Origin of the sequence: Virgibacillus kekensis, from assembly GCF_042654125.1 — a bacterium.
GTDB classification, from domain to species: domain Bacteria; phylum Bacillota; class Bacilli; order Bacillales; family Amphibacillaceae; genus Lentibacillus; species Lentibacillus kekensis.
In genome coordinates, this window is sequence record NZ_JBHSFU010000006.1 from 1 (window position 1) to 26,896 (window position 26,896).

A 26,896-nucleotide genomic window follows, 5' to 3' on the forward strand; every position below is an offset into this window, starting at 1 on the left:
ATACTCCCTTCATAAGTAGTAGGAGAATTTTTTATTATTTCTCTGTCTACTATAAAGGGAGCATATCAGATTGTTCGGATTACTATATAATTTATACACTTTACTCCCAGCCTCTTAGATTGCGTGAACTCCTATTCTGTTACAGTTCCATAGATTAGCGGCGGAGCTTCTACGGGTTGATCGGATACGGTGATGCTAGCGTATAGTTTTTCTTTCACGTCTGATATATCCTCATTATTTGCGTAAATTGTCAGTAATGGTTCACCTTCTGAAACATGGTCACCAATTTTTTTATGAAGGATAATTCCAACTGCTAGATCAATTTCAGATTCTTTCGTTGCTCGTCCGGCTCCTAGCATCATTGCAGCCGTGCCAATGTTATCGGCAACCATTTCAGAAACGATTCCTGATTTCAATGCAGGTAGTTCAACTTTATGGGACGCCTGTGGCATAATTTCCGGATTATCAGCAACTGACGGGTCACCACCCTGTGACTCAAGAAAAACCTTGAACTTTTCCAGTGCTTTGCCGTTTGTCAGATTAGCTTTCAACTGTTCTTTTGCTTGTTCAAGACTGTCTGCTTTGTTTGCCAGAACGACCATTTGGCTTCCAAGTGTCAGGCACAGTTCCGTTAGATCTTCAGGCCCTTCACCTTTTAGGGTATCGATTGCTTCTTTTACTTCAAGCGCATTTCCAATCGCATTACCCAGTGGCTGACTCATATCGGAAATGACAGCCATAGTATTTCTTCCAACCCGGTTACCGATTGATACCATTGCGGCAGCCAATTCATTCGCCTCATCCAATTCTTTCATAAATGCACCGGCACCGGTTTTTACGTCCAGCACGATAGCATCGGCACCTGAGGCTATTTTTTTGCTCATAATCGAACTTGCGATCAGGGGGATGGAGTTAACTGTGGCTGTAACATCACGTAGACTGTACAGCTTTTTATCAGCTGGTGTCAGATTACCGGTCTGCCCTACCACTGCAACTTTATTTTTATTTACCAAATTAATAAATTCATCACTTGTGATTTCCACATGGAATCCTGGAATAGCTTCCAGTTTATCAATAGTTCCACCTGTATGGCCCAGCCCTCTTCCACTCATCTTCGCTACTGGCACACCAAGGGAAGCAACTAGCGGAGCCAAAATCAAGGTAGTCGTATCACCGACTCCTCCTGTTGAGTGCTTATCAACTTTAATACCTGAAATCGCAGACAAATCTATCTTATCACCTGAATCCACCATGGCAGATGTCAGGGCTGCACGTTCCTCTTCGGTCATATCCTGGAAAAAAACAGCCATTAACAGAGCACTAACTTGATAATCCGGAATTTCACCTTTTGTGTAGCCGTCAATAAAAAAGCGGATTTCCTGCTCGCTTAACTGTTCCCCGTCTCTTTTTTTCTGAATGATGTCATACATTCGCATAATTTATCACCTTTATTTTTATCAGTTTGGTAGTGTACGGATAATTTCTTTTACTAATCGAAGAAAGTCTTCCCGGACTTTTTCGGTAGTTTCAATTACTTCGGTATGTGTCAATGATTGATCAAGTATTCCTGCGGCCATATTTGAAATACAGGAAATTCCCAAAACACGCAAGCCGGAATGACGAGCAACAATTACTTCAGGAACAGTGGACATTCCAACGGCGTCCCCTCCCATTGTCCGCAACATTTTAATTTCGGCTGGGGTTTCATAGGTTGGTCCTGTGTTACCTACGTAAACACCCTCCTGTAGAGATAAACCTAGTTTATGGGCACAGCTTTTGGCATGCTCGATATAAATATAATCATAACTCTGTGACATGTCCGGGAAGCGATCACCCAAGGTTTCATTATTAGGTCCTATGAGCGGATTATCACCCATATTATTTATATGGTCGGTAATCAGCATTAAATCACCTGGATTATAGGTTTTATTTATTCCCCCTGCAGCGTTCGTTACCATTATAGATTCAATACCAAGTGCTTTCATTACCCGAACAGGAAAAGTTACTTGCTGCATTGTATATCCTTCGTAATAATGGAAACGTCCCTGCATGGCAATTACCGGCTGACCTTCCAGCATACCTGCAACAAGCTGTCCCTTATGACCCGAAACAGTAGATTCAAGGAAATGCGGAATATCTTTATACGGAATAGTCACCGGATTATCAATTTCATCAGCCAGAACTCCAAGACCGGACCCAAGAATCAGGCCAACTGAAGGGGCAATGTTTAATTTGTCTTTTATGTGGGCTGTTGCCTCTTTTATAATTTGCTCATCCATCCAATATCTCTCCTCTTATTTAATTTCATTCAAAAAACTTGATCCGTGCTCAGGCATGGTAATACGGAAATTCTCCGCAATTGTCGCACCGATATCAGCAAAGGTCTCACGTAAAGGCAGTGATTTACCATTTTCAATCCCTGTATGATGGACCAGAAGTGGGACATATTCGCGAGTATGATCAGTACCATGATGGACAGGATCGTTTCCATGGTCTGCAGTAATGATCAGCAGGTCATCAGGTTGCAATTTTTCCAGAACTTCAGGTAACCGCGCGTCATACGTCTCCAAAGCTTTTCCATACCCCTTTGGATCACGGCGGTGCCCAAATTTCGCATCAAAATCGACCAGGTTGAGAAAGCTTAGGCCATTAAAATTCTTATCCATTGACTCGACAAGCTTAGTCATCCCATCTTCATTATCAGCCGTGCGTATTGTCTCCGTTACGCCTTCCCCATCATAAATATCGGAAATCTTCCCAAGCGCAATAACATCTTTGCCGGCATCTTTCAGTTCGTTCATAACCGTACGACCAAATGGTTTCAATGCGTAATCGTGTCTGTGAGAAGTCCTTTCGAATGCCCCAGGTTGACCAACAAATGGACGTGCTATAACGCGGCCAACCATATATTTCTCATCAAGCGTAAGTTTCCGGGCGATTTCACAGATTTTGTACTGCTCTTCAATAGGAACCACCTCTTCATGCGCTGCAATTTGAAGGACAGAATCCGCGGAAGTATAAACAATAAGAGCTCCGGTTTCCATATGTTCCGCCCCAAGTTCATCCAGGATAGCGGTACCTGAAGCCGGTTTATTACCAATTATTTTTCTTCCAGTTTTCTCTTCCAGTTCATTGATAAGCTCGGCTGGAAATCCATCCGGAAACGTGCGGAATGGCTGCTGAATGTTCAGCCCCATTATTTCCCAGTGCCCAGTCATCGTATCTTTTCCGTTGGACGCTTCCTGCATTTTTGTATAATGGGCGTCTGGAGAATCAGCTTTCTCAATACCTTTAATTTCGCGGATGTTGCTTAACCCCAATTTAGCCATATTTGGCATGTGAAGGCCGTTCATTTGTTCTGCAATATGGCCAAGTGTATCTGCGCCTTTATCATTAAATTTGTCTGCGTCCGGAGCTTCTCCGATTCCAACAGAGTCCATTACAATTAGAAAAACACGTTTAAAATTATCCATGATGTAAAACCTCCCGTAATTTGTATTCCCTATTTTTACCGATTATATGTTAACGAAGATGTGTTGTAGGATGTCAGACGACTAAGAATAAAGAACTAGGCTCGCGGATGATAAGATTGGTAGATATCTTTTAATCTCGTCTTTGTTACATGTGTGTAAATCTGCGTTGTCGATATATCCGCATGCCCCAGCATTTCCTGTACGGAACGTAAATCAGCACCATTCTCAAGAAGATGTGTTGCAAAAGAGTGCCTTAACGTGTGAGGAGTTATTCGCTTTGTAATCCCCGTATCCTGTGCTATCCCCTTAAGAATCTTCCAGAAACCCTGACGGGAAAGCGGCCGACCATGCTGATTGACAAACAGAGCGTTCTCATCGTTCTTCCGTTTAACAAGAAGCCCTCGTGCCTCAGTAAGATAATTCTCCACCGCTTCCTTCGCAACATCGCCAAGCGGTACAATCCTTTCCTTAGAACCTTTTCCAAAACAGCGGACGAACCCCATTGTTAAATGAAGATCACTTACTTTTAGAGAAATAAGTTCGGAAACTCGCAGACCGGTAGCGTACAGCAGTTCAAGCATCGCCTTATTTCTAATAGATAAAGGGTTTTTCGGCTGTATTGTTAAAAGCGCGTCAACATCCTGTGGCGACAGGATGCTTGGAAGACGCTTTTCTTTTTTCGGTGTTTCAATATGTATACTTGCATCATGTGTTACAAGCCGTTCCCTGATCATGAACTGATGAAAGGAACGAATTGATGAGATGACGCGGGCAAGAGTTGCTGATGACTTTCCCTGATCTTTCATTTTGTATAGAAAACTAATGATATCGGCACGTACGACTGATTCCCAGTCAGATTTACTGCTGACTTTATCGATATAATTCATATACTGGACCAAGTCACGCTTGTAGGATTTTAAGGTGTTATCCGACAACCCTTTCTCCACCTGCAAATAATGTATAAAATCTTCAAGACTAGATTTGAGCATCACAATTACTCTCCCAATCGCAGAAATAAATTCAGTCGGTCAATGAAACTTTCATTCAGCTCAAACACCTTAACCGAAGGACCCTCCGGCGGGTCATAGCGGTGAAACTGTTCGTACTCTTTGTGCATCATTTGCAGACCGGCATAAAATATAACGGTGCACGCTATGAAAATCACAAACACTTTAACCGTGTCCCATATTAATTTTCGCATGTAGGCATGTCCCCTCTTCTGCATATCTATTATTAAAAGATATGCCAAAAAAGGATGACAATATACGTCCAAGCATAAAACTGCAGTTAACTTTTTATTTTTCCTCATGTGTTTTTAGATTAATAAAAAGCTAGCCTATTCTGTAAGTATGCTTGCATGAGAACCCTTTCGCATTTCATCTTTCTTCCATAAAAATAACCTATTTGGTCCTGAATGTAAATTAATTTAGGAATTTAAGACAAAATAAAAAGCCTTTCTTCAACTGATAGAAAAAAGGCACTGTGGTTTTATATGTTATGTCGAAGATTTCACGGTTACTTTTTGGCACTGTCTGCAGACACCGTGAAAAGTGAGCCGGTGATCTTTCACTTTAAATCCCCAGTCGTTTTCTACTATCTTTTCAACATCCTCAAGCAGATCATCCACTATTTCTTCTACTGAGCCACATTCAATGCACACCAGATGGTGATGAAAATGCTCGGCACCCTCTTTGCGGAGATCATAACGTGATACACCGTCACCAAAGTTAATTTTGTCCACGATTTTTAATTCAGATAATAATTCCAATGTACGGTAAACAGTAGCCAAACCTATCTCAGGTGCTTTTTCTTTTACAAGCAGGTATACATCCTCTGCACTCAGATGATCCTCTTCACGTTCCAACAAAACCCTAACCGTTGCTTCCCGTTGTGGAGTGAGCTTATAACTTTGTGCATGGAGCTGCTTCTTTATACGTTCTATCCGGTGTTCCATAGCAAGTCTCCTCCCTAATATCCCCACTTACTATTATATGCACTCCTATATAGCGTGTCAAAGTATAATTATTATAAACTGTTATCAATAATAAATATTATACAATAGTAATTATTATTTGTAAAACGACCTAATAATCATGCCCATTGCTTCGTTGGCGATAAATGCCTCTATTGCAGCTGCAACTATTGACACCACCAAAAGCAAAGAGAATACTGTGACATATTTTCCGAGTGGCTGGAGCACCGGCTGAGCGATTCGTCGTGTAAATAATTTTCCCAGTAATGTAAGTGAGAATATCATGGAGAGACTACCTGCTGTTATATAAATCGGAATGATTAACAGATTTTGCGGAGCGATGGACAATGATGCCAACAGAAATCCTTTCATTCCAAGCTGATTTACAATAAAGCCCACGGAAAAACCTACTACCAGTCCTTTTAAAAACAGCAGAACCCATACTAACGGTAATCCAACAACAGAAAGCCCAAGGATAAAAAGCAATAATAAATATTTCGCGTGATAAGAAAAACTGCTTTTTAAAATTTCATCTCCCGCTATTTGATCCTCATCAGCAATTTGCCCAAAAAATCTCTCCAGATAAAAAAACAAATCTTCTTTCTGAGCCCAATTCATACTGTTGACAATTATGGCACCGAAAATAACGCCGGTCAAAAACAGGATGATCATAAAGATATAGATGGTTGCATGTTCTTTTAAATGGTTTACGATAAGCGCACGTTTGGTATACATGGGGATCCTCCATAAGCGTTATTTTCCTTTTAGGCAGTTTACTGAAAGTACCCAAAACTTATATTCTTATCTGCCTATTTAAAAACTATGAAAAATTCCGTCCAAACATACCAAATTCGCATAGATTCTTTTACCTGTTTTCTTCACTCGGAACTGGTGATACTCCCGTATTTCCCGCCGCCACCAGCTTTAATGGACAATCTGCCCCCTCTCATATTTATAATGGCTGTTGCTAGTTTTACAGGGACAACTTTCTCGAGTTCTTCTTTTTTCACGTGATGAATGACATTCATTTCTGTCTGAAAGTGTTCTAGCAGTTTTGTAAACGTCTTTGGACCAAGTGCCGGCAGATATTCCAATGGCACCTGGTAAAGATACGGCGGACGTTCTCTTGAACCATGAGTATCAGCAAGTTCCTTGATGCGGTCAAAAACACCTTTGACAATCTTGGTTGATCCACAGTTCGAACATTTCGCTGCATCACGCGACAAAGGTTCCAGACACTGACTGCACACGGTCGTATGATATTTCCCCAGGTGAGGGTTCATTCCAAAATTCTGCTTGATTTTACGTCCTTCCACCTGATGCAATGCCCAATTGAATTCTTTAAAGGAAGGTTCCTCCATCAGGATTTCCTGATATTCACGTGCTATCTTGGCCAGTGAATGGGCGTCGGAATTCGATACAAATGTATAGTGATGAAGTTCCTGAATTTGGTCAGCCATTTCCGTATCGGAACTTAATCCCAGTTCGACCGCGTCAATCAAATCAGGGTCAAGCACTTCAGTCAGCGATTTTCTAACACCTTTCCCGTAGAGGCTTTTAAATGGCGTGAATACATGCGCCGGAATAAAGAGGCCATCCAGTTCTTTCACTTTATATTGAAGGTCCTTTGCCGTCCCGTAATAACGCTGGGAACTTAGGGTAATATTTTTCATTTTACCTGTAAGCCACTCAGAAAAGCGTGTGATTGTATTCAAGGTAGGGAAAAAACACAGCACATGTATAGGTCCCTGACAGTTCTCATCGTAAACCTCTATTTCAGATCCCAGCAGGAGTGTCACATTCTCAAAGCGTACTCCCCCCTCATCGAGTTCATACGCTTTTCCTTTTTCAATCAGCTGCCGGATCTCTTCCTGAACAGCAGGTGCATGACTATCAATTACACCAACCATATGAATTCCCTTGTTTCTGCTTGCTTCCAGCAAAACATTCGTAAGGGTCAACGTTTTAGCGCCAGTTATTTTTACCGGTTTGTTATATATATCTCTACCGATATGAATATGCATATCAGCGAAATAAGAGTTCAACATGACTTACATCCTTCCAACACTACGTAAAAAGCAACATCGTAGTTAATGTCTATTGCACTGGTTAAAGAGCAACAAAGTTTAATAAAAGAGCTTATAAAAATAACATTAGGTTAGATACTTTATGTTTGCTTACTAGCTAAATATAGAACCGCATAGTTTGTTTTCGCATCGTGGATCCGCTGGTCCTGCACATACTGTTTTGCTTCTTCAAGTGTAAGCTCCAGCAGCTCCACAAATTCATCGTCATCCCCAGCAACCGTTTCCTTAAGGGGCTCTATGTCTTCTGTTATATACAGATACATAAGCTCATCAGCAAATCCAGGCGAGGTATAAAATGAAGTTACGAATTCCATGGAGTTCGCAGTATAACCTGTTTCCTCCTCCAGTTCACGGTATGCGGTGGTTTCTGGTCCTTCCCCCGGCTCAAGTTTTCCTGCAGGAATCTCCACTAGTGATTTTTCGAGCGGCTTACGGTACTGCTCAACAAACAGTATTTTTTTATCTTCCGTAATTGCAATAACGGCTACAGCGCCGGGATGTTTGATCAATTCCCTTTTTGACGTCTTTCCATTCGGCAGTGTGACATCGTCGACCTGCAGGTTCACTACTTTCCCATCATATATTTTTTCTGTATGGATCGTTTTCTCCTCAAATTTCTTCATACATTTTACCCTGCCTTTTCTAGAATAGTCGTATATGAAATCTATTCTAGCATACGCGAATCAGTTGTAATACATGGAAGAATATCCGTACAATTAACAGAGGGACAGATTAAATGGAGGTCGATTACAGATGAAAAAGAATCAACTTGGGAATTCAGATATTTCCATCTCAGAATTGACGCTTGGCTGTATGTCGCTTGGCGCAGATAATAAAGCTGCCACGACTATTATTGATCAGGCAATTGATATGGGTGTTAATCACCTGGATACTGCCGATTTATATGAGTTTGGCGCTAATGAGGAAATCGTCGGGGAAGCCCTGAAAGGACGCCGTAACCAGGTTGTTTTAACGTCAAAAGTCGGCAATCATTTTGATAAGGATAAAAAAGACTGGTTCTGGGACCCATCAGAGAAACACATTAAAGAAGGAATCAAGGCGAGTTTGCACCGGCTGCAGACCGACTATATCGACTTTTACATGCTTCACGGCGGAACAATTGATGATCCGATCGATGAGTCAATTGGTGCCTTTGAGGATCTTAAAAAAGAGGGACTGATTCGCGCGTATGGTATTTCGTCCATTCGCCCAAATGTCATCCGTGAATATGTGAAGCGTTCCAATATCGATGGTGTGATGATGCAATACAGCCTGCTCGACCGCCGTCCTGAAGAGGAAGTTCTTGATTTGCTCAAGGAAAATAACATCAGTGTATTGGCACGTGGCCCTCTTGCCAAAGGGATGTTAAGCAACAATGCTGCTGAGCAAATTGCGAAAAAAGGGGCTGATGGTTTTCTGGATTATTCGCATGAGGAATTAGCCTCTGTCCACCGGCTCTTAACGGAAAAACTCGAACTGGAAGAGTCACTTAACACCGTCGCACTTAAGTATGTACTGAAACATCCGGCAGTCACAAGCGCTGTTTTCGGTGCCAGTTCGCCGGAACAGGTTATTGAAAATACCAGCGCTAATTTTACTAATGCCCTTTCTGACGAAGTGTACCAGACGCTTAAAGGGATTACCAAAGCAAATAAATACGAGAAACACCGATAATGGATGACAGGGAGGCAATATTTTTCACCCCCCTTTCTTTGTCTATCAAGGGATTTGGCTTTCACTTCCCCCAGTAGACGGATGAACACATATATTTCCATTGATTATAATTCGCTGATTAGCATATAATGAGAACAAACGTTCCTATTGAGAGGTGTAATTTGTAATGGATTACAACGATTACCCCCGCAACGATGTTCTTTGTATCGATATGCGATCATTCTATGCAAGTGTAGAAGCGGTTAAACTTGGATACGATCCAATGACTGTTCAGCTGGCTGTCGTCGGTGACCCTGAACGACGGGGAAGTATCGTGCTGGCGGCCTCCCCCACTCTGAAAAAGAAACACGGAATCAGTAATGTCAGCCGTTTTTTTGAATTGCCCGATGACCCGGAGATTGTTGTAGTTCCTGCCCATATGGCTGACTATCTTCAGGTATCGATGGAAATCACCAGACTGATCAATCAGTATGTGCCAAAAGAAGCGATTCACCAGTATTCAGTGGATGAAGTTTGGGTAACAGTAAACGGACTGGAACGCTTATTCGGTAGCCGTTGGCATGTAGCTAGACTGATTAAACAGGATATTATGGAAAACTTTGGAATAACTTGTTCAATTGGAATCGGTGATAATAAATTTCTGGCCAAAGTAGTAATGGACCTGCACGCCAAAAAGGTCGGTATAGCCGAATGCAGATATGAGGATGTAGAAGAAAAACTGTGGCCATTCCCCGTACAGGATATTTGGGGGGTTGGCCGAAGAATGCAAAACAATTTAAACCGGATGGGAATTGTGACCCTCGGACAGCTCGCTAGATTTCCGTTAAAGCAGCTAAAAAAGCGGTTTGGCATCATGGGAGAGCAACTGTACTGGCATTCATGGGGAGTTGACCTCAGTCCGGTGCTTGGTAATTTCACCAAGTCCGAACAGAAGGGATTTGGACATGGGATTGCCCTGTTGCGCGATTATTCTGGGGAGGAAACTGCCGCCTGTATTCTCGATCTCTGTGAAGAGGTATGCCGCAGGGCCCGAACAGCCGGGAAAGCCGGACGAACAATCCATCTCGGTATCGCTTATTCCAAGGTGACCGGCGGCGGAGGATTCAGCCGCTCACGGTCGGTTGCGCTTCCGACCAACATAACCATGGATATTTATGCAGTCAGTATGCAGCTGTTCCATGAATTTTACGACGGACAGAGCGATATCCGACATGTGTCTGTCAGTCTGGATAACCTGTATGAGAACGGTGAAACCCAGCTTGACCTGTTCGATGATAAACCAAAGAAAAAGGACATCGGTTATGTAATGGATTCTATCCGTGACACGTATGGGTCTACCGCCATCCTCCGTGCCACCAGTTACACGGAGGATGGCGTGACCATCGGCCGAAGTAAAAAAATTGGTGGCCATTATGCTTGATTATTTATATACTATTTGGCTCATACTAAGCCCTGATTATACTCAACAGGAATGGAGCTGAATTTATATGGAAACAGAGGCAAGAAATTCAACGGAGGCTGCATTGCTTCACTACAAAGAAGGACTGGGACTATTCAACAGGAAAATGCCAAGATTATCGGAACAGTATAATGCTTTTACGGAAGAATGCTTTGAAGAGGGGGAGTTATCCAAACGGGAGAAACAACTGATTGCCCTGGGGATAAGCCTGTATGCACAAGATGAATATTGTATTATCTATCATGTAAAAGGTTGTCTCGACCAAGGGTGTTCCGAGCAGGAAATCCTGGAAGCTGTGGGTGTTACAGCAGCATTTGGTGGTGGAGCAGCAATGAGCCAGGCTGTAACCCTTGTTCAGGAATCAATTGACGAACTGAATCAATTAACCCAATAGGAACATTAGAAAAGCCACCTAAAATCAGGTGGCTTTTTAAACTCCGCTTCACAACTACTCTACGTAAATTATTTTTTGTTAAATTGACCTTTCATCATCTTTTCCAACAAACGCGGAGAAAGATGATAAATTTTGGTGGCTGCCTCCATCCACCATGGCATATTAATCTCCCGTTTTGGCGTAAATAGGCTGTCAGCTACCTTTTCAGCCACTTTATCCGGATCAAGCATATACCGCTCAACACTTTGCTGATAGCTGCCACCAGGATCAGCCACAGCAAAAAAATTCGTCCGCACTGGTCCAAGATTGACGGCTGTAATATGTATATTATGTGGAGCAGCTTCCAGCCGGAGCGCGTTGGTAAACCCCAGAACAGCATGTTTCGTTGAGGCATACACAGCGGATTTGGGCGTGGCAATTTTACCGGCCATTGAGGCAATATTAACAATGTGTCCTTCCCTGTTTCCTTTAAAATGCGGCAGGACTAACTTCGTTCCTTGTACCAGCGCCAGCACATTAAGCTGGAACATCCGCGTAACATCTTCCCACTCCATATCCTCCACATACTCAAAAACGCCTGATCCTGCGTTATTAATTAAACCATGGATTGGAGGATGTTCATCCAAAATCCTGCCTATAACCGTTTTCAGCTCCTGTTCATTCAATAAATCAGCTTGATAGACATGGCTTTTCATGCCAAAAGCTTGCTCGATTTCGCGTTGATTCTGTTCTAGTTTATCAATTGAACGGGCAATCATGATCGGCACCCCGCCATTTTTGGCGATATACCATGCCAGCCTTTCCCCTATACCGGAAGACGCCCCGGTGATAATAATTTTTTTGCCTCTGATTCTATTTTGCATGATAGTAAAAAACACCGTCCCGAAGTGTTTTTTCCACTCGATTCTCATCCTCCAGAAAATCAAGCTGTCCCACTGTTTCGGAGATGGTGAGATCCAACTGTTTTTCATACTGCCTTGGAAAAATCTGCCGGCAAAGTTCAAAAACTGTCTGTGGCTTTGCCTCAAGTAAGCTATGTACTTTACCGGCCCGCTGTTCCTGCTTCTCCAGACGGACCGGTATCATTCCCGCTGTATCCGTAAAAATCTTCCCATGCCCAGGAAAAACTTTCCGGATATCAAGATCCAGGCACTTCAATAGGTTTTTACGGTACTGCAGCATTGGCTTGGAACGACTGGTTTCGCCGATCCTTGGTGGCTCAAGAAGCGGGTTCGGCGAGATATGCTCAAGCAGATGATCACCACCAATGAAAGCACCATCCTGTTCGCGCAGGAATGACAAATGGCTCTGTGCATGTCCTGCTGTTTCAATAACACGCCATTCCTCATGGCCTGGAAGGGTATGCCCTTCCTGAATTATCCCGGTAAGGTGCCCTTCTCCGATATACTTAAGCGGTGTCTTTAATTTATTCAATTCAGCAAGAAATTCGGACGGGATACCGCACTGCAGGAAAAATTCATAAAAAAATTGCTCGTAATGCTCAAAGTAAACCGGATCCCGGCGCAGCCACAAATCTACATCCTGATGTGCGACTATATCCTTTAATCGAGGAAACTTATCAACAAGTCCCATATGATCCGGATGATGGTGTGTCAAGATAACCTGCTCGATATCTTCAGGACCATAGCCAAGCTCGTTTAATTGGATTGTCAGAGCCTCCCAGGCCTCCTTGGTTTTTACACCAGCATCCACAAGGGACAACGTATCCCCTTTTAATAGATATACATGAACGTCCCCCACAGGAAATGGTGTGGGCATCGTCATTTGACTGATTGTTTTATCAAGTAACTTCATTAGTTCGAATCCCCCTGAAATGAATGACGATTCAGTTATTTCTTTTATTGTATCCCTTTTATCAAAAAAAGTCACATACTAACTGTCTATTTTCGCAAATAACTGATGAATCGTTTCTGTCAGTATAGATGGTAAATGGTCAAAGCTGTATGTCAATTCAATGCGTTCTGTCCACTGATGCGGGTCCTTTCCAAGCGGACCAACATTGAGAATGGGCATAGTAAGCCTCTCCATAATATCTTCAGGGAATACAAACCCATTATTCTGCAGCGGCATATTAGTTGTCAGCTGATTTAGTCTGCTTTTGGATGATACTGGTCCAAGAAAGCTTAAGTCCGAAAGCCCGGTGAAGTACTCTGCCACTGTCAGGTTAAGCTGATAATTATTTTTGGTGTAAGTTTTTACATAGTCCATTACCTCGGTGATATATGGATCATCGTTAGATGAAACTGCCGGATAAAACGGTGGACTGTAAAAAAGAACAATCAATGGCGCCAAATCCTTACACATGGCTGCCAATTCCTGAACAAGCAAGGTGGAAAAATCACGGTCCCCTTTATCCCGCTGACTGACCAGCAGATTCTGCCGCCTTGTAATTTCCTTCTCGCCATATCGTTTTGTCGCTTCCTCGTATAATTCTTCGTACATCATGACATTTACTTTTGCGGACGGCATGGAAAATTCGTCAGATACCTCTCCAAATCTAGCCGCTTTTTCGTTAATATATTTCTCGATTTCTTTAGCGGCAGTACATGCGCCGTTCAAAAGTTTTTCATTGATCTCCTTAAACGTTTGCTTCAAATATAATACATTGTACATGGATATTGCGGCCTGAGGTGTCTGGACAGAATATTCCTCTTTCAGGTCGCGTTGCATAAGACTGACAGGTGGTGGTGTCACTTCTCCATCAATCTTTTCGATAAAGTCCTCACTGAGTTCAAGCTGCTGGGATAAAAAGCTGGTCATCAGATTAGGATTGATCCCGGCAAAAGGTTCACCGACATGTGACCCTTTTCCATAACAATAGAATCCGGGCAGAACTTTTCCAATCGAGCCAGCATAAACATAATATGCGGGATCCCCAGGGTATTTACTGAACATTGGCTCGCCGTTCAAACAAGCATTATAGGTCAGGTTCTCTTCTTCTTTTAATTTTTCCAAAACGGGCAATGCTGCCAACATACCCTGGGAATTAACTTCCTCATCAGGAACCGTTAACAAAAGAATATTTCCGTCGAAATCACCATTAATCGCTTTCTCGAGCATGCAAAAATGCAGGGCAAGACCTGCCTTCATGTCCATAGAACCGCGTCCGAATAGCCACTCACCTGAATCAGAATTAATATCTTCCTTGACTGTATCCGGTAATTCATCTTTTATTTTCTCCATTTCCCGGGTTAGTTCCCTAGGATGGAAAGCAAGATTTTCCAGTGACCCATAATCCTCAATCCCGACCACATCAAAGTGGCTCAGTAATATCACTGTTTCAGATGTATCCTTCCCCTTTACGAGAGCTGTCAGCAGCCGTCTCCCGTCTTCAAGCGGATGAAGCTTTAAATGATCCGGGTTTTCCTGGTAATAAGGATTCTGCTGCAGCAAATGTTCCAGATATTCCGCAAGCGCAATCTCAGCGGTACTTCCTGTTATGCTCTGGTGATTAACAAGTGAGCACAAGAGATCTGTCAGTTGTTCCTTCGTTTGCCAATTATTCATCTAATCCCCTCCCATTTGAATTGACTTATACCCGGAAATCAAACACAATCTAACTTGAGGTGAGCGTATTGACTAAAATAATTGCACATCGCGGTGCGAGCGCGGTTGCTCCCGAAAATACCATGTCAGCCTTTGAACTTGCATATCGCGCGGGAGCAGAAGGCATTGAGACAGATGTCCATTTGACACGGGACAATATTCCGGTGCTGATGCATGACGAGCGTGTTAACCGTACGACTAATGGTACAGGCTACATAAAGGACTATTCATTTGCCCAATTACAGCAGCTTGACGCCGGGTCCTGGTTTGCTTCCCGTTTCAAGGATTCCAGGGTGCTTTCCTTAATGGAATTTCTCGAATGGGTAAAAGATAAACCGTTAAACTTAAATATTGAGCTAAAAAATAATAAAATAGATTATGAGAATCTGGAACAGATTGTGTATGAACAGGTTTCGCACTATCGATTACTAAATCGTACCATACTGTCAACCTTTAATCCAAGAAGTGTGCAGCGTCTGAAGCACGCTAACCAGGACATTGGGGTAGCCTTACTTACGTCCAGACGAAACCGGAATCTCGTGCAGCATGCCCGAACTCTAGGGGCCAATGCCGTACATATTAAATACCGGTTACTGAATAACCTTCTTGTTAATCAGTGTCACCAAGAAAAGATGTCGGTGCGTGTCTATACCATCAACCGAACAAGACAGATGGGAACTTGCTTTAGCCTGGACTGTGACGGTATTTTTACCGACGTACCACACCTTGCACTTGACTATCGAGATAAGTTCAACCAAAGCCATTGAAAAATATAGGAGGATTTAAAAATGCCAAAACTGTTCGAACCGATTAACTTTAAAAACGTTACACTTAAAAATCGGATCACTATGTCACCGATGTGTATGTATTCCTGTACAGCCCAGGACGGAAAGCTTACTCCTTTTCATTTTACGCATTATGTATCAAGAGCAGTAGGCCAGACCGGTCTGGTAATGACCGAAGCAACCGCTGTCCTTCCTGAAGGTCGTATTTCACCTGAAGACCTGGGAATATGGGAGGACGAACATACTTCCGGACTTAAGGAGCTGAATAGAGAGCTTCACAGCTACGGGTCTGCTACAGCAATTCAGCTTGCTCATGCCGGACGAAAAGCACGGCTGGATTCAAAAATTTACGCACCCAGCGCCATTCCTTTTAATGAATCATCCGATACTCCTGAAGAAATGTCTTCTGAGGATATTAAACGGACAATTGTAGCGTTTAAAGACGCTGCACGTAGATCTAAAGAGTCCGGCTTTGATATTATTGAAATTCATGCAGCCCATGGCTATCTCATTAATCAGTTTCTCTCGCCGCTAACCAATAAACGTTCCGATGAATATGGTGGTAGTCGTGAAAATCGTTATCGTTTTCTTTCACAAATAATTGATACTATTCAAACCGTATGGGATGGACCTTTATTCGTCCGAATTTCCACGGATGAATACAGTGAAGCGGGTAATTCGCTGGAAGATATGATTTATTTCGCGGAGCAATTGAATCATCAAGGGGTCGATTTAATTGATTGCAGTTCCGGTGGCGTCGTACCAGCGTCCATTAATCCATACCCTGGTTACCAGGTTAAGCGTTGTGAAGCAATTAAACATAAAGCATCCATTTCTACCGGTGCAGTTGGACTTATAACTAGTGGAATCCAGGCGGAGGAAATATTGCAGAACGACCGAGCGGACCTTGTATTTATCGGCCGTTCCCTACTGCGGAATCCATACTGGGCAAAAGCTGCAGCCGAGGAACTCGGATATTCACCGGAAGCTCCAAAACAGTATGAACGGGGATGGAACTAAATGGAACTGCATTTTCTTGGAACAGGTTCTGGTGTTCCATCCAAAGACCGGAACGTATCCGCCTTGGCTCTCACCCTGCTCCAGGAACAAAACAGTATCTGGTTGTTTGACTGCGGGGAAGCAACACAGCACCAAATCCTGAATACATCACTTAAACCAAGGAAAATCAATCGGATATTCATCACCCATCTCCATGGAGACCATATTTTTGGCCTTCCAGGTCTGTTAAGCAGCAGGTCATTCCAAGGTGGAGATGACCTCTTAACGGTATATGGTCCCAATGGAATCAAGGAATATATCGAAACGAGCCTAAAGATAAGTGGGACTCATCTGAAATATCCACTATCCATAGTGGAAATAACCGATGGACACGTAGTGGAAGATAAGCAATTTACTGTTACAGCTAAAAAGCTGGAACATGGTATCGACAGTTATGGTTACCGCATCACAGAAAAAGATAGACCCGGAGAGCTGCTGGCAGATAAATTGCAGGCAGCCGGAATTATGCCAGGACCGATTTATCAGGAGATCAAAGAAAATGAGAAGATATCTATCGCAGACGGAAAGGTTATTCTCCGAGAGGACTTTATTGGTCCTGATAAGAAGGGACGCGTCCTTACCATCCTGGGTGATACCCGGTCAAGCCATCAGTTTGCATCATTTGTAAAAGACTCGGATGTACTAATTCATGAAGCTACCTTTGATCAGTCAATGGCCGAAATGGCTCACCAATACCATCATTCAACTACTGTACAGGCAGCATCTCTGGCCAAAAACAGTCAGGTAAAAAAGCTCGTTCTTACCCATGTATCCTCCCGTTATCAGAAAGAGGATTACAAAAAGCTGCTTGACGAAGCAAGGGGAATTTTTCCAGACACAGAACTTGCGAATGATTTTTCAAAAGTTGTGATTAATTCCAATTAGTGGGGAGTGCTTTACATGCAAACTATTGAGAAACTGGTGAATAACCAGAAGGAGTATTTTTTCAGTGGTAATACACGGAAGTATGAAGTACGTAAAAACCAACTGAAAGCTCTTAAAAAGATGCTCAAGGAACATGAAGATGAAATTTATCAGGCCTTGAAAACTGACCTAAATAAATCACCTCATGAGTCACTGACAACAGAGCTGGGATTCCTTTATTCGGAGATTGATCTCACCCTTAAACAGCTAAAAAATTGGATGACACCGAAAAAAGTGTATGCTCCCCTCACACACAAGGGAACGAAAAGCTATATTATTAAAGAACCATATGGTACATCATTGGTGATTGCTCCCTGGAATTATCCCGTTCATCTGGCCATTGCTCCTGCAATTGGCGCAATTGCAGCAGGTAACACAGTTGTATTAAAACCTTCCGAGTTCACTCCTGCTGTATCGTCATTACTAGCTAATATGATTGGTAAAACATTTGATCCTTCTTTTTTTGCAGTAATTGAGGGTACAAAAGAGGTAAGCCAACAGCTGCTCGAACAATCTTTTGATTATATTTTCTTTACGGGCAGTACTGCAGTCGGCAAAATCGTTATGGAGAAGGCAAGCCGAAATTTAACACCAGTAACATTGGAACTTGGCGGAAAAAGCCCGGCAATTGTTAACAAGGATGCCGACATAAATCTTGCCGCAAAACGTCTTGTATGGGGCAAATTCACCAATGCAGGTCAGACCTGTGTAGCCCCCGATTATTTATATGTACATGAAAAAGCAAAGAAAAAACTGCTGAAAGCAATGAAGAAGTATATTAAAGAATTTTATGGTAAAAGCCCGCTTGAAAATGATGAAAATACCCGGATAGTAAACGAGAACCACTTCCACAGGTTAACTAAGTTCTTGACCGAAGGCGAGATTGTATATGGTGGCAACGGAAATCTGGAAAAGCGTACGATTGAACCGACTATTTTAGATAATATTAGCTGGGACGATGCTGTTATGCAGGATGAGATTTTTGGACCAATTTTGCCGGTATTATCCTTTAATAACCTAAACGAGGTAGTTGAAAAACTTAAGCGAATGGAAAAACCGTTGGCACTGTATTACTTTGGTGAAAAAGAAAAACACCAGCATTTAGTTCTGGAAAATATCTCGTTTGGTGGCGGCTGTGTCAATGACACCTTGTATCACCTGGCAAACCCCCACCTTCCTTTTGGTGGTGTCGGACACAGCGGGCAGGGTGCATACCATGGAAAATACAGTTTTGACACCTTCTCCCATAGGAAAAGTATTATGAAACAGACAACGAAATTTGATATCCCTCTACGTTATCCGGGAAGTAAAATCGCTCAATCGTTGGTGAAGACGATCATGAAATAATACGTATCCAAAGAAGGTAAGGGCTGGAACAAAAGTGTAGAAGTCATGAAAAATCCGAACTATCTTGTGTAAGGTAGTTCAGATTTTATGTTGTGTCATATAAGATATAAAATGCGGCATATCATCGAAGCTCCGCTCCGGCAGAACACTTCGCTTTCACCGCTCCGGGTGCAAGGTCAACATCTGTTCAAGCTAAAGCTTTCACAGTGTTTCCTTTGCCGTGGGCACGGCCTCAGCCTCCTCGTTTGCCAAGATCGCTCACTGTGGGTTCTCTTAGGCTCGTTGTTCCACAGGAGTCTTCGTGTATTGCTTACGCTTAGTGTCCATAACTTATAAGGGGTTGAGCATGTTTCGAACTGCCTTCCACTGATATCTGGTACTTCGGTAACCTGGCGTTGATTGGAGCGTAAGGCAGTCGACTCCAACGGGAAAAGCAACAGCTGAAAATCCCGCAGGAAGTGGTTTTCTTCCGAGGAAGTTGAAGCGTTGCCCGTGGAAAGCGACGGCCTGAAGCGGAAATCAACCTCGCTACTATGTCTCAATTTATAGAAACTCCGAAATAAGATTCACTAATAGAACATTTTAGTATTCCTATACTAATTCGTTCGTCTCACGAAGACTATCGTTTGTAATCATCGAGAAAATCTTTTTGAAAGCTTGTTCTGGGCTGCTCTGTCTTGTCCTCATTGTGAAGCCGGACAAATGGATTCTTACCAAACTTCTCTGAAAGTTCATCAATCGCCGTGTACAGCTTTTCTTTGCCAGCTTCTTTTTGGTATGTGAACAAGTCCAACTGCTGGGCAATATTCTGCTTCTCTTCTACATCCTGTACCGTAATCCCCAACAACCGGATCGGTTCTAAGTTCCAGTGCTTCTGAAAAAGGTCACTGGCAACTCCAAGAATATCTTCTTTGGTCTCGATATAGCGCTGCAGCTTTTTACTCCGGGTAACTGTTTTATGATCAAAATACCGGATCATGATCTGAACACTTCTTCCTGCAGCTTGCTTTCGTTTCATTCGACGGACCACATTGTCCGCCAAAAGATTCATCAGCGCCTTTATGTCTGTTTCGTCAGTCGTATCCTGTGGAAGAGTCTGTGAGCTGCCTATACTCTTAAACTCATGAACGGCATCGGGGTCGACAGGGCGTGTGTCAATCCCATTAGCACGGTTCTTGAGCCTTTCCCCATTTATTCCAAGGACACTCTTCAGTTGGTAGACATCTCCATTTGCCAGGTCACCAATTGTTTCCATATCAATTTTACGCAGTTTTTCAGCTGTCTTCGCTCCTACACCGTACATCTCCTCGAGCGGGAGCGGCCATAGTTTATGTTGGATATCCCTTTTCCGTAGAATAGTAATACCCATTGGTTTCTTCATATCAGAAGCCATTTTTGCCAGAAATTTATTTGGAGCAATTCCAATACTGCAAGGCAAATCCAGTTCTTGCTGGATCCGTTGTTGCAGATTGTTTGCTATTTCAATTGGCGTTCCATGTTTTTCGCTGTCTGTAATATCCATGTATCCTTCGTCAATGGAAACCGGCTGGACATACGGCGTTATTTCAGCCAGCATTCTGAACATTTCACGTGAAGCGGTCCGATAACGGTCAAAATTAGGGGGAAGCACGATTAACTCCGGACACAGCTTCCTTGCCTGCCACAACGGCATGGTTGTTTTTACTCCTTTTGCCCGGGCTTCATAGCTGCTAGTAACAATAATTCCTTTTCGTTCCCCGGGATTCCCCGCAATGGCCAGTGGTCTACCTTTTAGACTAGGATTATACGCCATCTCAACCGACGCATAAAAAGAATTCATATCTAGGTGAAAGATTACACGGCCTTTTTTGGGATACCATTGTGACATATCTATCCATCCCTTTTACAGAACTGTTGTTTCTCTATACCAATTATAACATACACAACAAAAGGGCCCTTTTGTAAGAGCCCCTTGTTCGGTTTTGGAGTACAAAAACATATTTAGAAGATAAAATAACAGCAAAATTATCGCACCGATTAACAAAGAATATAACACTATAAATTGGTAAAGAGCAACGCTTGGATTTTAAATATCCAAGCGTTCTGTTTACATTGTTTTGTTAAATTAAACTAGCACCCGTAAGCTTAAGAACATTCCAACTATCGCTATTTGAATTGAAAAGCTTTATTCCACCAATAATTTTCCATTCTTTTTAATTCTTACAACTATATCACCGGATTTCGCCAATTGAGTATGGTGTTGAACATATATTAGATCTTTAACATCATTAGGCACTTCATAAGTCAATAACGATTCTACTCTTCCTCCAGGCCAAACTCTAATTTTGTTCCATTTTTCTGATACAAGATTTTTGTAATGAACAGGTTTGTATTTGTTTCCTTTACTATCCATTAAATAGTAATAACCAAAATGAGGCTGGTAATGAAGTTTACCACCATTTTCATCGATAGTTACTTCTGTCTGTAAGGTTATTAACTCTGTATCCGTGCCTTTTCGTTTAACACCTTCAGGATGATTGGCTAAATCAAATGAAATATGCTCAGTGTAAACATCATAGTTTTCTCCTACTTTTAATAAACGATAAGCCTCGTTTATTTTAGCATTGAACATATCTGAGTTGGGTTCTTCAAGCAAGACCTCTGTATTCGCTCCTGTCTCTTTTGAAACAGCTTCCTCGGATTCTCCTAACAACTTGCCATTTTCCATTATACGAACCGCAAAAACCCCTGATTTTGGAAACTTACTAAGGTCCTGAACATAAACCAATTCTTTGATACTCTTGGGTACTTCATATGTTAGAAGAGATTTCACCTGACCGCCTGGCCATATATAAGTTTTATTCTCCCACTTCTCAGCGACCAGACTTTTGTAGTGAACAGGCTTATATTTGTTGCCCTCTCCATCCACTAGATAATAGTATCCGAAGTGTGGCTGATAGGAAAGCTTACTTACTAGGCCTTCTTCAAGGTTATCATTTTTTACATCGGTCATGAGAGTGATTAGTTGGTTATCAGGAGTTTTTTTCGTAACACCTTTTGGCGTTTCGGCTAGCTCGAAGTTCATATAGTAATCATACCCTTCATATTTCTCACCTAGTTGTAAGGACCGATACGCCTCTTCTATGATGGTTTCAGGTACGGGTTTCTCTGAATCTTCTTCGCTTTTCGCTCCATCCGCCTCTTTTTCTTCAGGTGAGGAAATAACTTCCTGTACTTCTCCTTCTGTTCCTTTCACCGCCCCCGATTCGACAGGTTGTGAAGGTGTGGCTTTTTCTTCCACATGCGGGATGGCTTGGGTTAAGAGGGCAATGATGCCCACAAATAAGAGAATTCCAACTGTGCTGAACGTATACTGAAAGCTTTTCTCCGCTTTTTTTGTATTCACCATGGTCCCAGTCATGCCCTGATATGGTTGGAGTTTTACCGCTTTAGAGGCAGGAAGCAACGCTCCAATCACTCCGGTAAGGATAGGAATGATGATCGTTCCTACCAAATATGGGAGCTCTTCTTTTGGCAATTGGCCATACATGAAACTTACCATGCCAAATGCCAGTGAGATTCCAAGCACACCCGCAATAAGACCGTTTAAAGCTCCTTCCATCAGGACCATCCAACGTACGGTGCTGTTCTGCCATCCAACCGCCTTTAGTACGGCAAGTTCCGGTTGTCGTTCTGCGACGTTTTGCCAGATAATCTCTGCCGTAGTCAGGATGGCAATCGCAATGGCTACTCCCATCGCCACGTAATGCATGGTGCCGACTTCCATGGCCACGTATTCCCCAAGCCAAGTGGTATACATAATCCCTTGCAGGCGGAACGTGATGAACAGGAAGAATACGAGTAAGCCAGTCGGTAATGCAATTGCCAGGATGGAAAGGATGCTGCGCTTCCATTTGCCGAGCAAATTATTCAAACTCATCGCTATTACGGATGTCGTTTTAAACAGATAGCGTTTCTGATGGGTGATTTCTCCTGTTTTCATGGTCTCGTAAGGGGATATTTTCCTCACCAAAAACCCGGGAATCATAGCACCCAACAGATAGATGGCTATCCCGAAAACCCCAATCAGCAATAAGCGCCAGCCGGACGTTTGAATGTCATTGGTTACATAGATATACCCCAGTATCAACCAGCTTATCATCGATACAAACAGACCGATCAAGGCAGCTTCCGTGAACAATAATCTGGTAAGCTGATTCGGCCGCCAACCGATGGAAAGCAGCACCGCGAATTCCTTTTTCCTCGCATACATCATAATGATGTTGGAAGAAAACACATAAACAATAGCCACCAGGATGACACTCGCAATAATGCCGGACATACTCACTTTCGATTCTTTGAAAATGGAAACAGAAGAGCCGAGCTTAATCCATGGCTGCTGAATCCAGCCAATATTCTCTCCGTTTTCCACACCTGGTATATGCGTTAATGCCGGTTGAGGAGAGGATCCTAACGTAATATCCGTAATCAACCCGGTATCCTTCTCAATTTGGTCAGCGACTGCTTGGAGTATCTTCTCACTTTCCTCTGTTAATTCGTTTATCCCGGAAACTTTCACCCGAACAGCAGATATTGGATTCTCACCAAGCACGTTTGCAGCTGCTTCAATAGTTGTTAACATCAACGGAGGCTTAGTCAGGAAGCCATATGGATTATTAAGCGGTTTCATTTGTTGAGGCGGGTTCACAGGTTTCTCGTTTTTATCGAGTACCCATTCCGCTTTCGATGGGAAATAGGTTTCCATTGGCAGTTCCGTTAAAGGGTCTTTGGAGATTTCAAGCTTCCCCGGGTCAAAAATGCCTTTAAAATCGAATTGCAGCCGCGGCCATTCCGAACTGTCCTTGCCAAACGATGTAACCGGCCGATAAGATTGATTGACGGCCAACAGGGAATCTTCAGGAATCGTATAGGGCTTCACTTCATAAGTAAAAGGCCATCTTTCCGGATATGGGCTGGATATCGGTCGATAATCAATGGAAGACGGCTTAAACATCATCCAGTGTGATTCATTAAGGGTGCTGCCATCCACGATTTGATTCACAATCTTTTCATGTGTCTCCTCCGTCGTATAGGTGTACTCCTCCACTTCTTTTCCGCTTTGTTTCTCCAGGAAACGGCGGCCCCCACTTTCTTTCACGCTTTCCATTGTTTTGGTCAAATTCGTGTCTTCCGAAAGTTCCAGTCGCTCAAAAGTGTACGTTATGTTTCCATCAACAAATTGCTGATTGCTTAACAATACTGGAATACTGGTCGCTTCTACCCCTTCTGTTACCTCAAACGTTTGAGGATTATCTGTATTAGAAATATAAGTGCTTTTCCCCTTGTTCACCAGGGCTTGATCAAGCCCAACCAACGCTGCTTCCGCCTCCGGATCAATCCCTGCAATCAATATGTCCGTTCCATAGGAGACCTCTCCCGTATACCGAGTCACTCCATACTCGCTTGCATCAGAAGGGGCTGACCAGGATCCTACCGTGAAATAAACGTTATCCTTCTGTGTTACATTTTCAATTCCATTGTTTGTAACCTTTTTAATCGTCATACGGTAAACGCCAGGTTCAGTGAAAATTGCTTTGTCCAGAGTTGTGGAATTATGGACATACCCCATCATCGAAATCGGAGCAGCGATATTTACTTCCGGGATATTCCTTATTTCTTGCAGTTGTTCAAGTGAAATACCACCTGACAAGCCACTGAGATAGTTAGGTTCCAAAAGATTTTTATCTTCGGTCACACTGCGGGTATCAGGTGGCCTGACAACAATATGGTAGGAAGACTTCCATCGTTTTTGCAGTTCATCCACAATTGTTCCTTTGTTAGCCTGTGTAATGCCAACTAAGTAACTTAATCCAATACTGACAATGAGCGCTCCGATAATTACTAACAGTAATCGTTCCTTATTTCGCCACCATGAGTTCCAAATAAACTTAAGCATATGCCTGCTTCCTCGTGTCCCTGACTATTTTTCCATTTTTCATTTCGACAATACGATCAGCCCGCTCAGCTAATTCAGAATCATGGGTAACAACAATTACTCCGCACCCCTTATTCCGATTGAGCCCATGCAGTGTATCGAAAATAATCTCCCCTGTATCGGTATCAAGATTCCCAGTCGGTTCATCAGCCAGCAGCCAGTTTGGTTCATGGACAAGAGCCCGGGCAATGGCCACCCGTTGCTGCTGGCCGCCGGATAACTGGGATAGAAGTGAATTGTATTTATCCTGCAAACCGACCTGATTCAGCATCGTCTCTGCACGTTCCTTTTTATTGTAGGGAACTTTTCTGGAAAACAATGGAGACATCACATTTTCCAGCGCCGTCAAAGTTGGCAGCAGATGGAATTGCTGAAAGATGAAGCCAATGTTCTCGAAACGGAAATCAGCCAGTTTTCTTGAAGAATACTCATTTAAGGGGGAACCGTTATAAGTTACATTTCCACTGGTAGTAAGATCAAGAGTTCCAAGCAAGCTAAGTATTGTCGATTTTCCCGAGCCTGAAGGGCCAACTATTGCCACAAATTCCCCTTCCTCAAACGTTACATTAATATCTTCCAGTGCATACGTACTAACTCCGTCGCCCTTGAACACTTTACTTACTTCAACACACTCCATTTTATGACTCACTTCTTAACTCCCCTTTTTATGAATTTTCTATTAATAAAATTATTTAAATTGTAACATAATTGTAAATAAAATCCATGTGATTTTTCATAAAAGAAGCTCAGCTGATTGAATATGCTGAGCTTGAATTTTTGATTGAAAAATGTTTAAAAACTATTAAATTGAATCAAACTGAGGGAGTTTAAGTACAATTATTCAAATTCCTATTATTATTTCAACATAAATATCCATTTTGCTTGCATATTGTATGGAAAATTAGCACAGCAATTAGAGCATTTTAGCAACCGAATTATGCAGTAGACAAGACTTTATGTTAAATCAGCAAAAATAAGCAGTCCAATTTATTTGTTAATTGAACTGCTAAAAGGTTTGTTATTTTATATTTGCACTCTTGTTATTTATTTGCTGTTTCCTGAATTATTGCAGTGACGAATTCAGTTATCTTAACTAGTTCATCCACCGGCATCCGTTCGTTTGTTGTATGAATTTCCTCGTATCCTACGGCAAGGTTTACTGTCGGAATGCCATACCCTGCGATAATGTTGGCGTCACTTCCGCCACCGCTTTTCTCAAGCTTGCTTTCCCGGCCAATTGTCTTTGCAGCTCTCCTGGCGACCTCAACCACTTCATCGCCTGCTTCATGTTTGAAGCCTGGATACATAATTTTTATGTCAACGTCCGCACTGCCACCTAATTCCTCGGCGGTTTTTTCAAATGCTTCCTTCATTTTGGCAACCTGTGCTTCCATTTTTTCAGGAACAAGTGAACGTGCCTCAGCAAGAATCTCAACATAATCACAAACTATATTGGTCTGCTGTCCACCCTCGAACCGGCCGATGTTTGCGGTGGTATCTTCATCAATACGGCCAAGCGGCATTTTAGCAATTGCCTTTGCTGCAAGTGTAATTGCTGAAACGCCTTTTTCCGGAGCCACTCCTGCATGTGCTGTCTTACCTTTCATAACCGCGAATATTTTTGCCTGTGTGGGCGCAGCTACTATAATATCGCCGACCGAACCATTACTGTCGATTGCGTAACCATACTTGGCATTTAATAAAGATTCATCCAACGCCTTTGCACCAACAAGTCCTGATTCCTCACCAACTGTAATCACAAACTGAATATCTCCATGCTCCAGATTATTCTCCTTGATTGTCCGGATGGTCTCGAGGATAGCTGCCAGTCCAGCCTTATCGTCCGATCCCAGGATAGTACTGCCATCCGACACAATATAACCCTCTTTAATCGACGGTTTTATTCCTTTCCCCGGGACTACGGTATCCATATGGGAAGTAAAATAAATCGGGTCAACGCCATCTTTATTTCCTTTTAAAGTACAAATCAGATTACCGGCACCATGCCCGGTTTTATCTTTACTATCATCCTCAATAACCTCAAGACCGAGTTCAGTAAATTTCTTTTTTAAAACGGCTGCAATTTTTTCTTCGTGTTTTGTCTCAGAATCTACTTGAACCAGTTCGAAAAACTCGTCAAGCAGACGTTCTTTGTTGACTGCTGTCATATAAGTTTCCTCC

23 protein-coding genes are annotated in these 26,896 nt (G+C 42.6%); 7 read left to right on the forward strand and 16 right to left on the reverse strand.

Annotated elements, in window-relative coordinates; genetic code table 11:
- Positions 1 to 131: 131 nt before the first annotated feature.
- The 9 genes from ACFO3D_RS10915 to ACFO3D_RS10955 all read right to left on the reverse strand — a co-directional run bounded on the left by ACFO3D_RS10915 (position 132) and on the right by ACFO3D_RS10955 (position 8,155).
- Positions 132 to 1,436 (reverse strand): pyrimidine-nucleoside phosphorylase, encoded by a 1,305-nt coding sequence (locus ACFO3D_RS10915; protein ID WP_390295843.1) that lies wholly within the window; start codon positions 1,434 to 1,436, stop codon positions 132 to 134.
- Positions 1,437 to 1,457: 21 nt separating this feature from the next.
- Positions 1,458 to 2,279: a purine-nucleoside phosphorylase gene (locus ACFO3D_RS10920; RefSeq protein WP_390295845.1), complete on the reverse strand. Its 822-nt coding sequence runs from the start codon at positions 2,277 to 2,279 to the stop codon at positions 1,458 to 1,460.
- A gap of 15 nt (positions 2,280 to 2,294) precedes the next feature.
- Positions 2,295 to 3,473, reverse strand: coding sequence for a phosphopentomutase (deoB, locus tag ACFO3D_RS10925; RefSeq protein ID WP_390295847.1), 1,179 nt, complete (start codon positions 3,471 to 3,473; stop codon positions 2,295 to 2,297).
- A gap of 95 nt (positions 3,474 to 3,568) precedes the next feature.
- Complete coding sequence (gene xerD, locus ACFO3D_RS10930; RefSeq protein ID WP_390295850.1) at positions 3,569 to 4,462, reverse strand: site-specific tyrosine recombinase XerD; 894 nt, start codon at positions 4,460 to 4,462, stop codon at positions 3,569 to 3,571.
- A gap of 5 nt (positions 4,463 to 4,467) precedes the next feature.
- A complete protein-coding gene (locus tag ACFO3D_RS10935) occupies positions 4,468 to 4,674 on the reverse strand; it encodes a YqzK family protein (RefSeq protein WP_390295852.1) in 207 nt (68 codons plus the stop codon).
- A gap of 294 nt (positions 4,675 to 4,968) precedes the next feature.
- On the reverse strand, positions 4,969 to 5,427 hold the full coding sequence (fur, locus tag ACFO3D_RS10940; RefSeq protein WP_390295854.1) for a ferric iron uptake transcriptional regulator: 459 nt from the start codon (positions 5,425 to 5,427) through the stop codon (positions 4,969 to 4,971).
- Between the two features lie 114 nt (positions 5,428 to 5,541).
- The gene (spoIIM, locus tag ACFO3D_RS10945) at positions 5,542 to 6,180 is read right to left on the reverse strand and encodes a stage II sporulation protein M (protein ID WP_390295856.1); all 639 of its coding nucleotides are present in this window, start codon (positions 6,178 to 6,180) and stop codon (positions 5,542 to 5,544) included.
- Between the two features lie 143 nt (positions 6,181 to 6,323).
- Positions 6,324 to 7,493: an endonuclease Q family protein gene (locus tag ACFO3D_RS10950; protein ID WP_390295859.1), complete on the reverse strand. Its 1,170-nt coding sequence runs from the start codon at positions 7,491 to 7,493 to the stop codon at positions 6,324 to 6,326.
- Positions 7,494 to 7,612: 119 nt separating this feature from the next.
- Entirely contained in the window at positions 7,613 to 8,155 is a 543-nt protein-coding gene (locus ACFO3D_RS10955) for an NUDIX hydrolase (RefSeq protein ID WP_390295861.1), read from the reverse strand.
- A gap of 130 nt (positions 8,156 to 8,285) precedes the next feature.
- Between ACFO3D_RS10955 and ACFO3D_RS10960 the strand changes: the two genes are divergently transcribed.
- The 3 genes from ACFO3D_RS10960 to ACFO3D_RS10970 all read left to right on the forward strand — a co-directional run bounded on the left by ACFO3D_RS10960 (position 8,286) and on the right by ACFO3D_RS10970 (position 11,059).
- Positions 8,286 to 9,206, forward strand: a complete 921-nt coding sequence (locus ACFO3D_RS10960; protein ID WP_390295863.1) for an aldo/keto reductase — start codon at positions 8,286 to 8,288, stop codon at positions 9,204 to 9,206.
- 166 nt (positions 9,207 to 9,372) lie between these two features.
- On the forward strand, positions 9,373 to 10,626 hold the full coding sequence (locus tag ACFO3D_RS10965) for a DNA polymerase IV (RefSeq protein ID WP_390295865.1): 1,254 nt from the start codon (positions 9,373 to 9,375) through the stop codon (positions 10,624 to 10,626).
- A gap of 67 nt (positions 10,627 to 10,693) precedes the next feature.
- Positions 10,694 to 11,059 (forward strand): carboxymuconolactone decarboxylase family protein, encoded by a 366-nt coding sequence (locus tag ACFO3D_RS10970; RefSeq protein WP_390295867.1) that lies wholly within the window; start codon positions 10,694 to 10,696, stop codon positions 11,057 to 11,059.
- A gap of 68 nt (positions 11,060 to 11,127) precedes the next feature.
- On the opposite strand, the gene ACFO3D_RS10975 is transcribed toward ACFO3D_RS10970, so the two are convergent.
- The 3 genes from ACFO3D_RS10975 to ACFO3D_RS10985 all read right to left on the reverse strand — a co-directional run bounded on the left by ACFO3D_RS10975 (position 11,128) and on the right by ACFO3D_RS10985 (position 14,587).
- Positions 11,128 to 11,922, reverse strand: a complete 795-nt coding sequence (locus ACFO3D_RS10975) for an SDR family NAD(P)-dependent oxidoreductase (protein WP_390295869.1) — start codon at positions 11,920 to 11,922, stop codon at positions 11,128 to 11,130.
- Positions 11,912 to 12,874, reverse strand: coding sequence for an MBL fold metallo-hydrolase (locus tag ACFO3D_RS10980; RefSeq protein WP_390295871.1), 963 nt, complete (start codon positions 12,872 to 12,874; stop codon positions 11,912 to 11,914). Before ACFO3D_RS10980 ends, ACFO3D_RS10975 begins: the two co-directional genes overlap by 11 nt.
- Before the next feature lie 78 nt (positions 12,875 to 12,952).
- A complete protein-coding gene (locus ACFO3D_RS10985) occupies positions 12,953 to 14,587 on the reverse strand; it encodes a M20/M25/M40 family metallo-hydrolase (protein WP_390295873.1) in 1,635 nt (544 codons plus the stop codon).
- Between the two features lie 68 nt (positions 14,588 to 14,655).
- Here ACFO3D_RS10985 and ACFO3D_RS10990 point away from each other — a divergent pair, with 68 nt between their 5' ends.
- The 4 genes from ACFO3D_RS10990 to ACFO3D_RS11005 are packed head-to-tail and all read left to right on the forward strand — an operon-like array spanning position 14,656 to position 18,741.
- Positions 14,656 to 15,393 carry a glycerophosphodiester phosphodiesterase gene (locus ACFO3D_RS10990; RefSeq protein WP_390295875.1) on the forward strand — a complete coding sequence of 246 codons (738 nt, stop codon included), beginning with the start codon at positions 14,656 to 14,658 and terminating at the stop codon, positions 15,391 to 15,393.
- A 21-nt stretch (positions 15,394 to 15,414) separates the two neighbouring features.
- Positions 15,415 to 16,431, forward strand: coding sequence for an NADPH dehydrogenase NamA (gene namA, locus ACFO3D_RS10995; RefSeq protein WP_390295877.1), 1,017 nt, complete (start codon positions 15,415 to 15,417; stop codon positions 16,429 to 16,431).
- A complete protein-coding gene (gene rnz, locus ACFO3D_RS11000; protein WP_390295879.1) occupies positions 16,432 to 17,355 on the forward strand; it encodes a ribonuclease Z in 924 nt (307 codons plus the stop codon).
- 15 nt (positions 17,356 to 17,370) lie between these two features.
- Positions 17,371 to 18,741: an aldehyde dehydrogenase gene (locus tag ACFO3D_RS11005; RefSeq protein ID WP_390295881.1), complete on the forward strand. Its 1,371-nt coding sequence runs from the start codon at positions 17,371 to 17,373 to the stop codon at positions 18,739 to 18,741.
- A gap of 619 nt (positions 18,742 to 19,360) precedes the next feature.
- Here the strand turns inward: ACFO3D_RS11005 and ACFO3D_RS11010 are convergent.
- The 4 genes from ACFO3D_RS11010 to ACFO3D_RS11025 all read right to left on the reverse strand — a co-directional run bounded on the left by ACFO3D_RS11010 (position 19,361) and on the right by ACFO3D_RS11025 (position 26,883).
- Entirely contained in the window at positions 19,361 to 20,608 is a 1,248-nt protein-coding gene (locus ACFO3D_RS11010; RefSeq protein WP_390295883.1) for a DNA polymerase IV, read from the reverse strand.
- Between the two features lie 297 nt (positions 20,609 to 20,905).
- On the reverse strand, positions 20,906 to 24,676 hold the full coding sequence (locus ACFO3D_RS11015) for an ABC transporter permease (RefSeq protein WP_390295885.1): 3,771 nt from the start codon (positions 24,674 to 24,676) through the stop codon (positions 20,906 to 20,908).
- Positions 24,669 to 25,364 (reverse strand): ABC transporter ATP-binding protein, encoded by a 696-nt coding sequence (locus ACFO3D_RS11020; protein ID WP_390295887.1) that lies wholly within the window; start codon positions 25,362 to 25,364, stop codon positions 24,669 to 24,671. The genes ACFO3D_RS11015 and ACFO3D_RS11020 overlap by 8 nt, the downstream gene beginning before the upstream one ends.
- A 391-nt stretch (positions 25,365 to 25,755) precedes the next feature.
- On the reverse strand, positions 25,756 to 26,883 hold the full coding sequence (locus ACFO3D_RS11025; protein WP_390295889.1) for a M20/M25/M40 family metallo-hydrolase: 1,128 nt from the start codon (positions 26,881 to 26,883) through the stop codon (positions 25,756 to 25,758).
- Positions 26,884 to 26,896 lie beyond the last annotated feature (13 nt).

Excerpts from the sequence above, each read along its gene's own strand:
- ACFO3D_RS11015 (WP_390295885.1), bottom strand. The coding sequence starts at position 24,676 with ATGCTTAAGTTTATTTGGAACTCATGGTGGCGAAATAAGGAACGATTA.
- ACFO3D_RS10955 (WP_390295861.1), bottom strand. The coding sequence starts at position 8,155 with ATGAAGAAATTTGAGGAGAAAACGATCCATACAGAAAAAATATATGAT.
- namA (WP_390295877.1), top strand. The coding sequence starts at position 15,415 with ATGCCAAAACTGTTCGAACCGATTAACTTTAAAAACGTTACACTTAAA.
- ACFO3D_RS10980 (WP_390295871.1), bottom strand. The coding sequence starts at position 12,874 with ATGAAGTTACTTGATAAAACAATCAGTCAAATGACGATGCCCACACCA.
- ACFO3D_RS10965 (WP_390295865.1), top strand. The coding sequence starts at position 9,373 with ATGGATTACAACGATTACCCCCGCAACGATGTTCTTTGTATCGATATG.
- ACFO3D_RS10920 (WP_390295845.1), bottom strand. The coding sequence starts at position 2,279 with ATGGATGAGCAAATTATAAAAGAGGCAACAGCCCACATAAAAGACAAA.
- ACFO3D_RS11005 (WP_390295881.1), top strand. The coding sequence starts at position 17,371 with ATGCAAACTATTGAGAAACTGGTGAATAACCAGAAGGAGTATTTTTTC.
- spoIIM (WP_390295856.1), bottom strand. The coding sequence starts at position 6,180 with ATGTATACCAAACGTGCGCTTATCGTAAACCATTTAAAAGAACATGCA.
- xerD (WP_390295850.1), bottom strand. The coding sequence starts at position 4,462 with ATGCTCAAATCTAGTCTTGAAGATTTTATACATTATTTGCAGGTGGAG.
- fur (WP_390295854.1), bottom strand. The coding sequence starts at position 5,427 with ATGGAACACCGGATAGAACGTATAAAGAAGCAGCTCCATGCACAAAGT.
- ACFO3D_RS10950 (WP_390295859.1), bottom strand. The coding sequence starts at position 7,493 with ATGTTGAACTCTTATTTCGCTGATATGCATATTCATATCGGTAGAGAT.
- rnz (WP_390295879.1), top strand. The coding sequence starts at position 16,432 with ATGGAACTGCATTTTCTTGGAACAGGTTCTGGTGTTCCATCCAAAGAC.
- ACFO3D_RS11025 (WP_390295889.1), bottom strand. The coding sequence starts at position 26,883 with ATGACAGCAGTCAACAAAGAACGTCTGCTTGACGAGTTTTTCGAACTG.
- ACFO3D_RS10915 (WP_390295843.1), bottom strand. The coding sequence starts at position 1,436 with ATGCGAATGTATGACATCATTCAGAAAAAAAGAGACGGGGAACAGTTA.
- ACFO3D_RS10960 (WP_390295863.1), top strand. The coding sequence starts at position 8,286 with ATGAAAAAGAATCAACTTGGGAATTCAGATATTTCCATCTCAGAATTG.
- ACFO3D_RS10935 (WP_390295852.1), bottom strand. The coding sequence starts at position 4,674 with ATGCGAAAATTAATATGGGACACGGTTAAAGTGTTTGTGATTTTCATA.
- ACFO3D_RS11010 (WP_390295883.1), bottom strand. The coding sequence starts at position 20,608 with ATGTCACAATGGTATCCCAAAAAAGGCCGTGTAATCTTTCACCTAGAT.
- ACFO3D_RS10985 (WP_390295873.1), bottom strand. The coding sequence starts at position 14,587 with ATGAATAATTGGCAAACGAAGGAACAACTGACAGATCTCTTGTGCTCA.
- deoB (WP_390295847.1), bottom strand. The coding sequence starts at position 3,473 with ATGGATAATTTTAAACGTGTTTTTCTAATTGTAATGGACTCTGTTGGA.
- ACFO3D_RS10975 (WP_390295869.1), bottom strand. The coding sequence starts at position 11,922 with ATGCAAAATAGAATCAGAGGCAAAAAAATTATTATCACCGGGGCGTCT.
- ACFO3D_RS10970 (WP_390295867.1), top strand. The coding sequence starts at position 10,694 with ATGGAAACAGAGGCAAGAAATTCAACGGAGGCTGCATTGCTTCACTAC.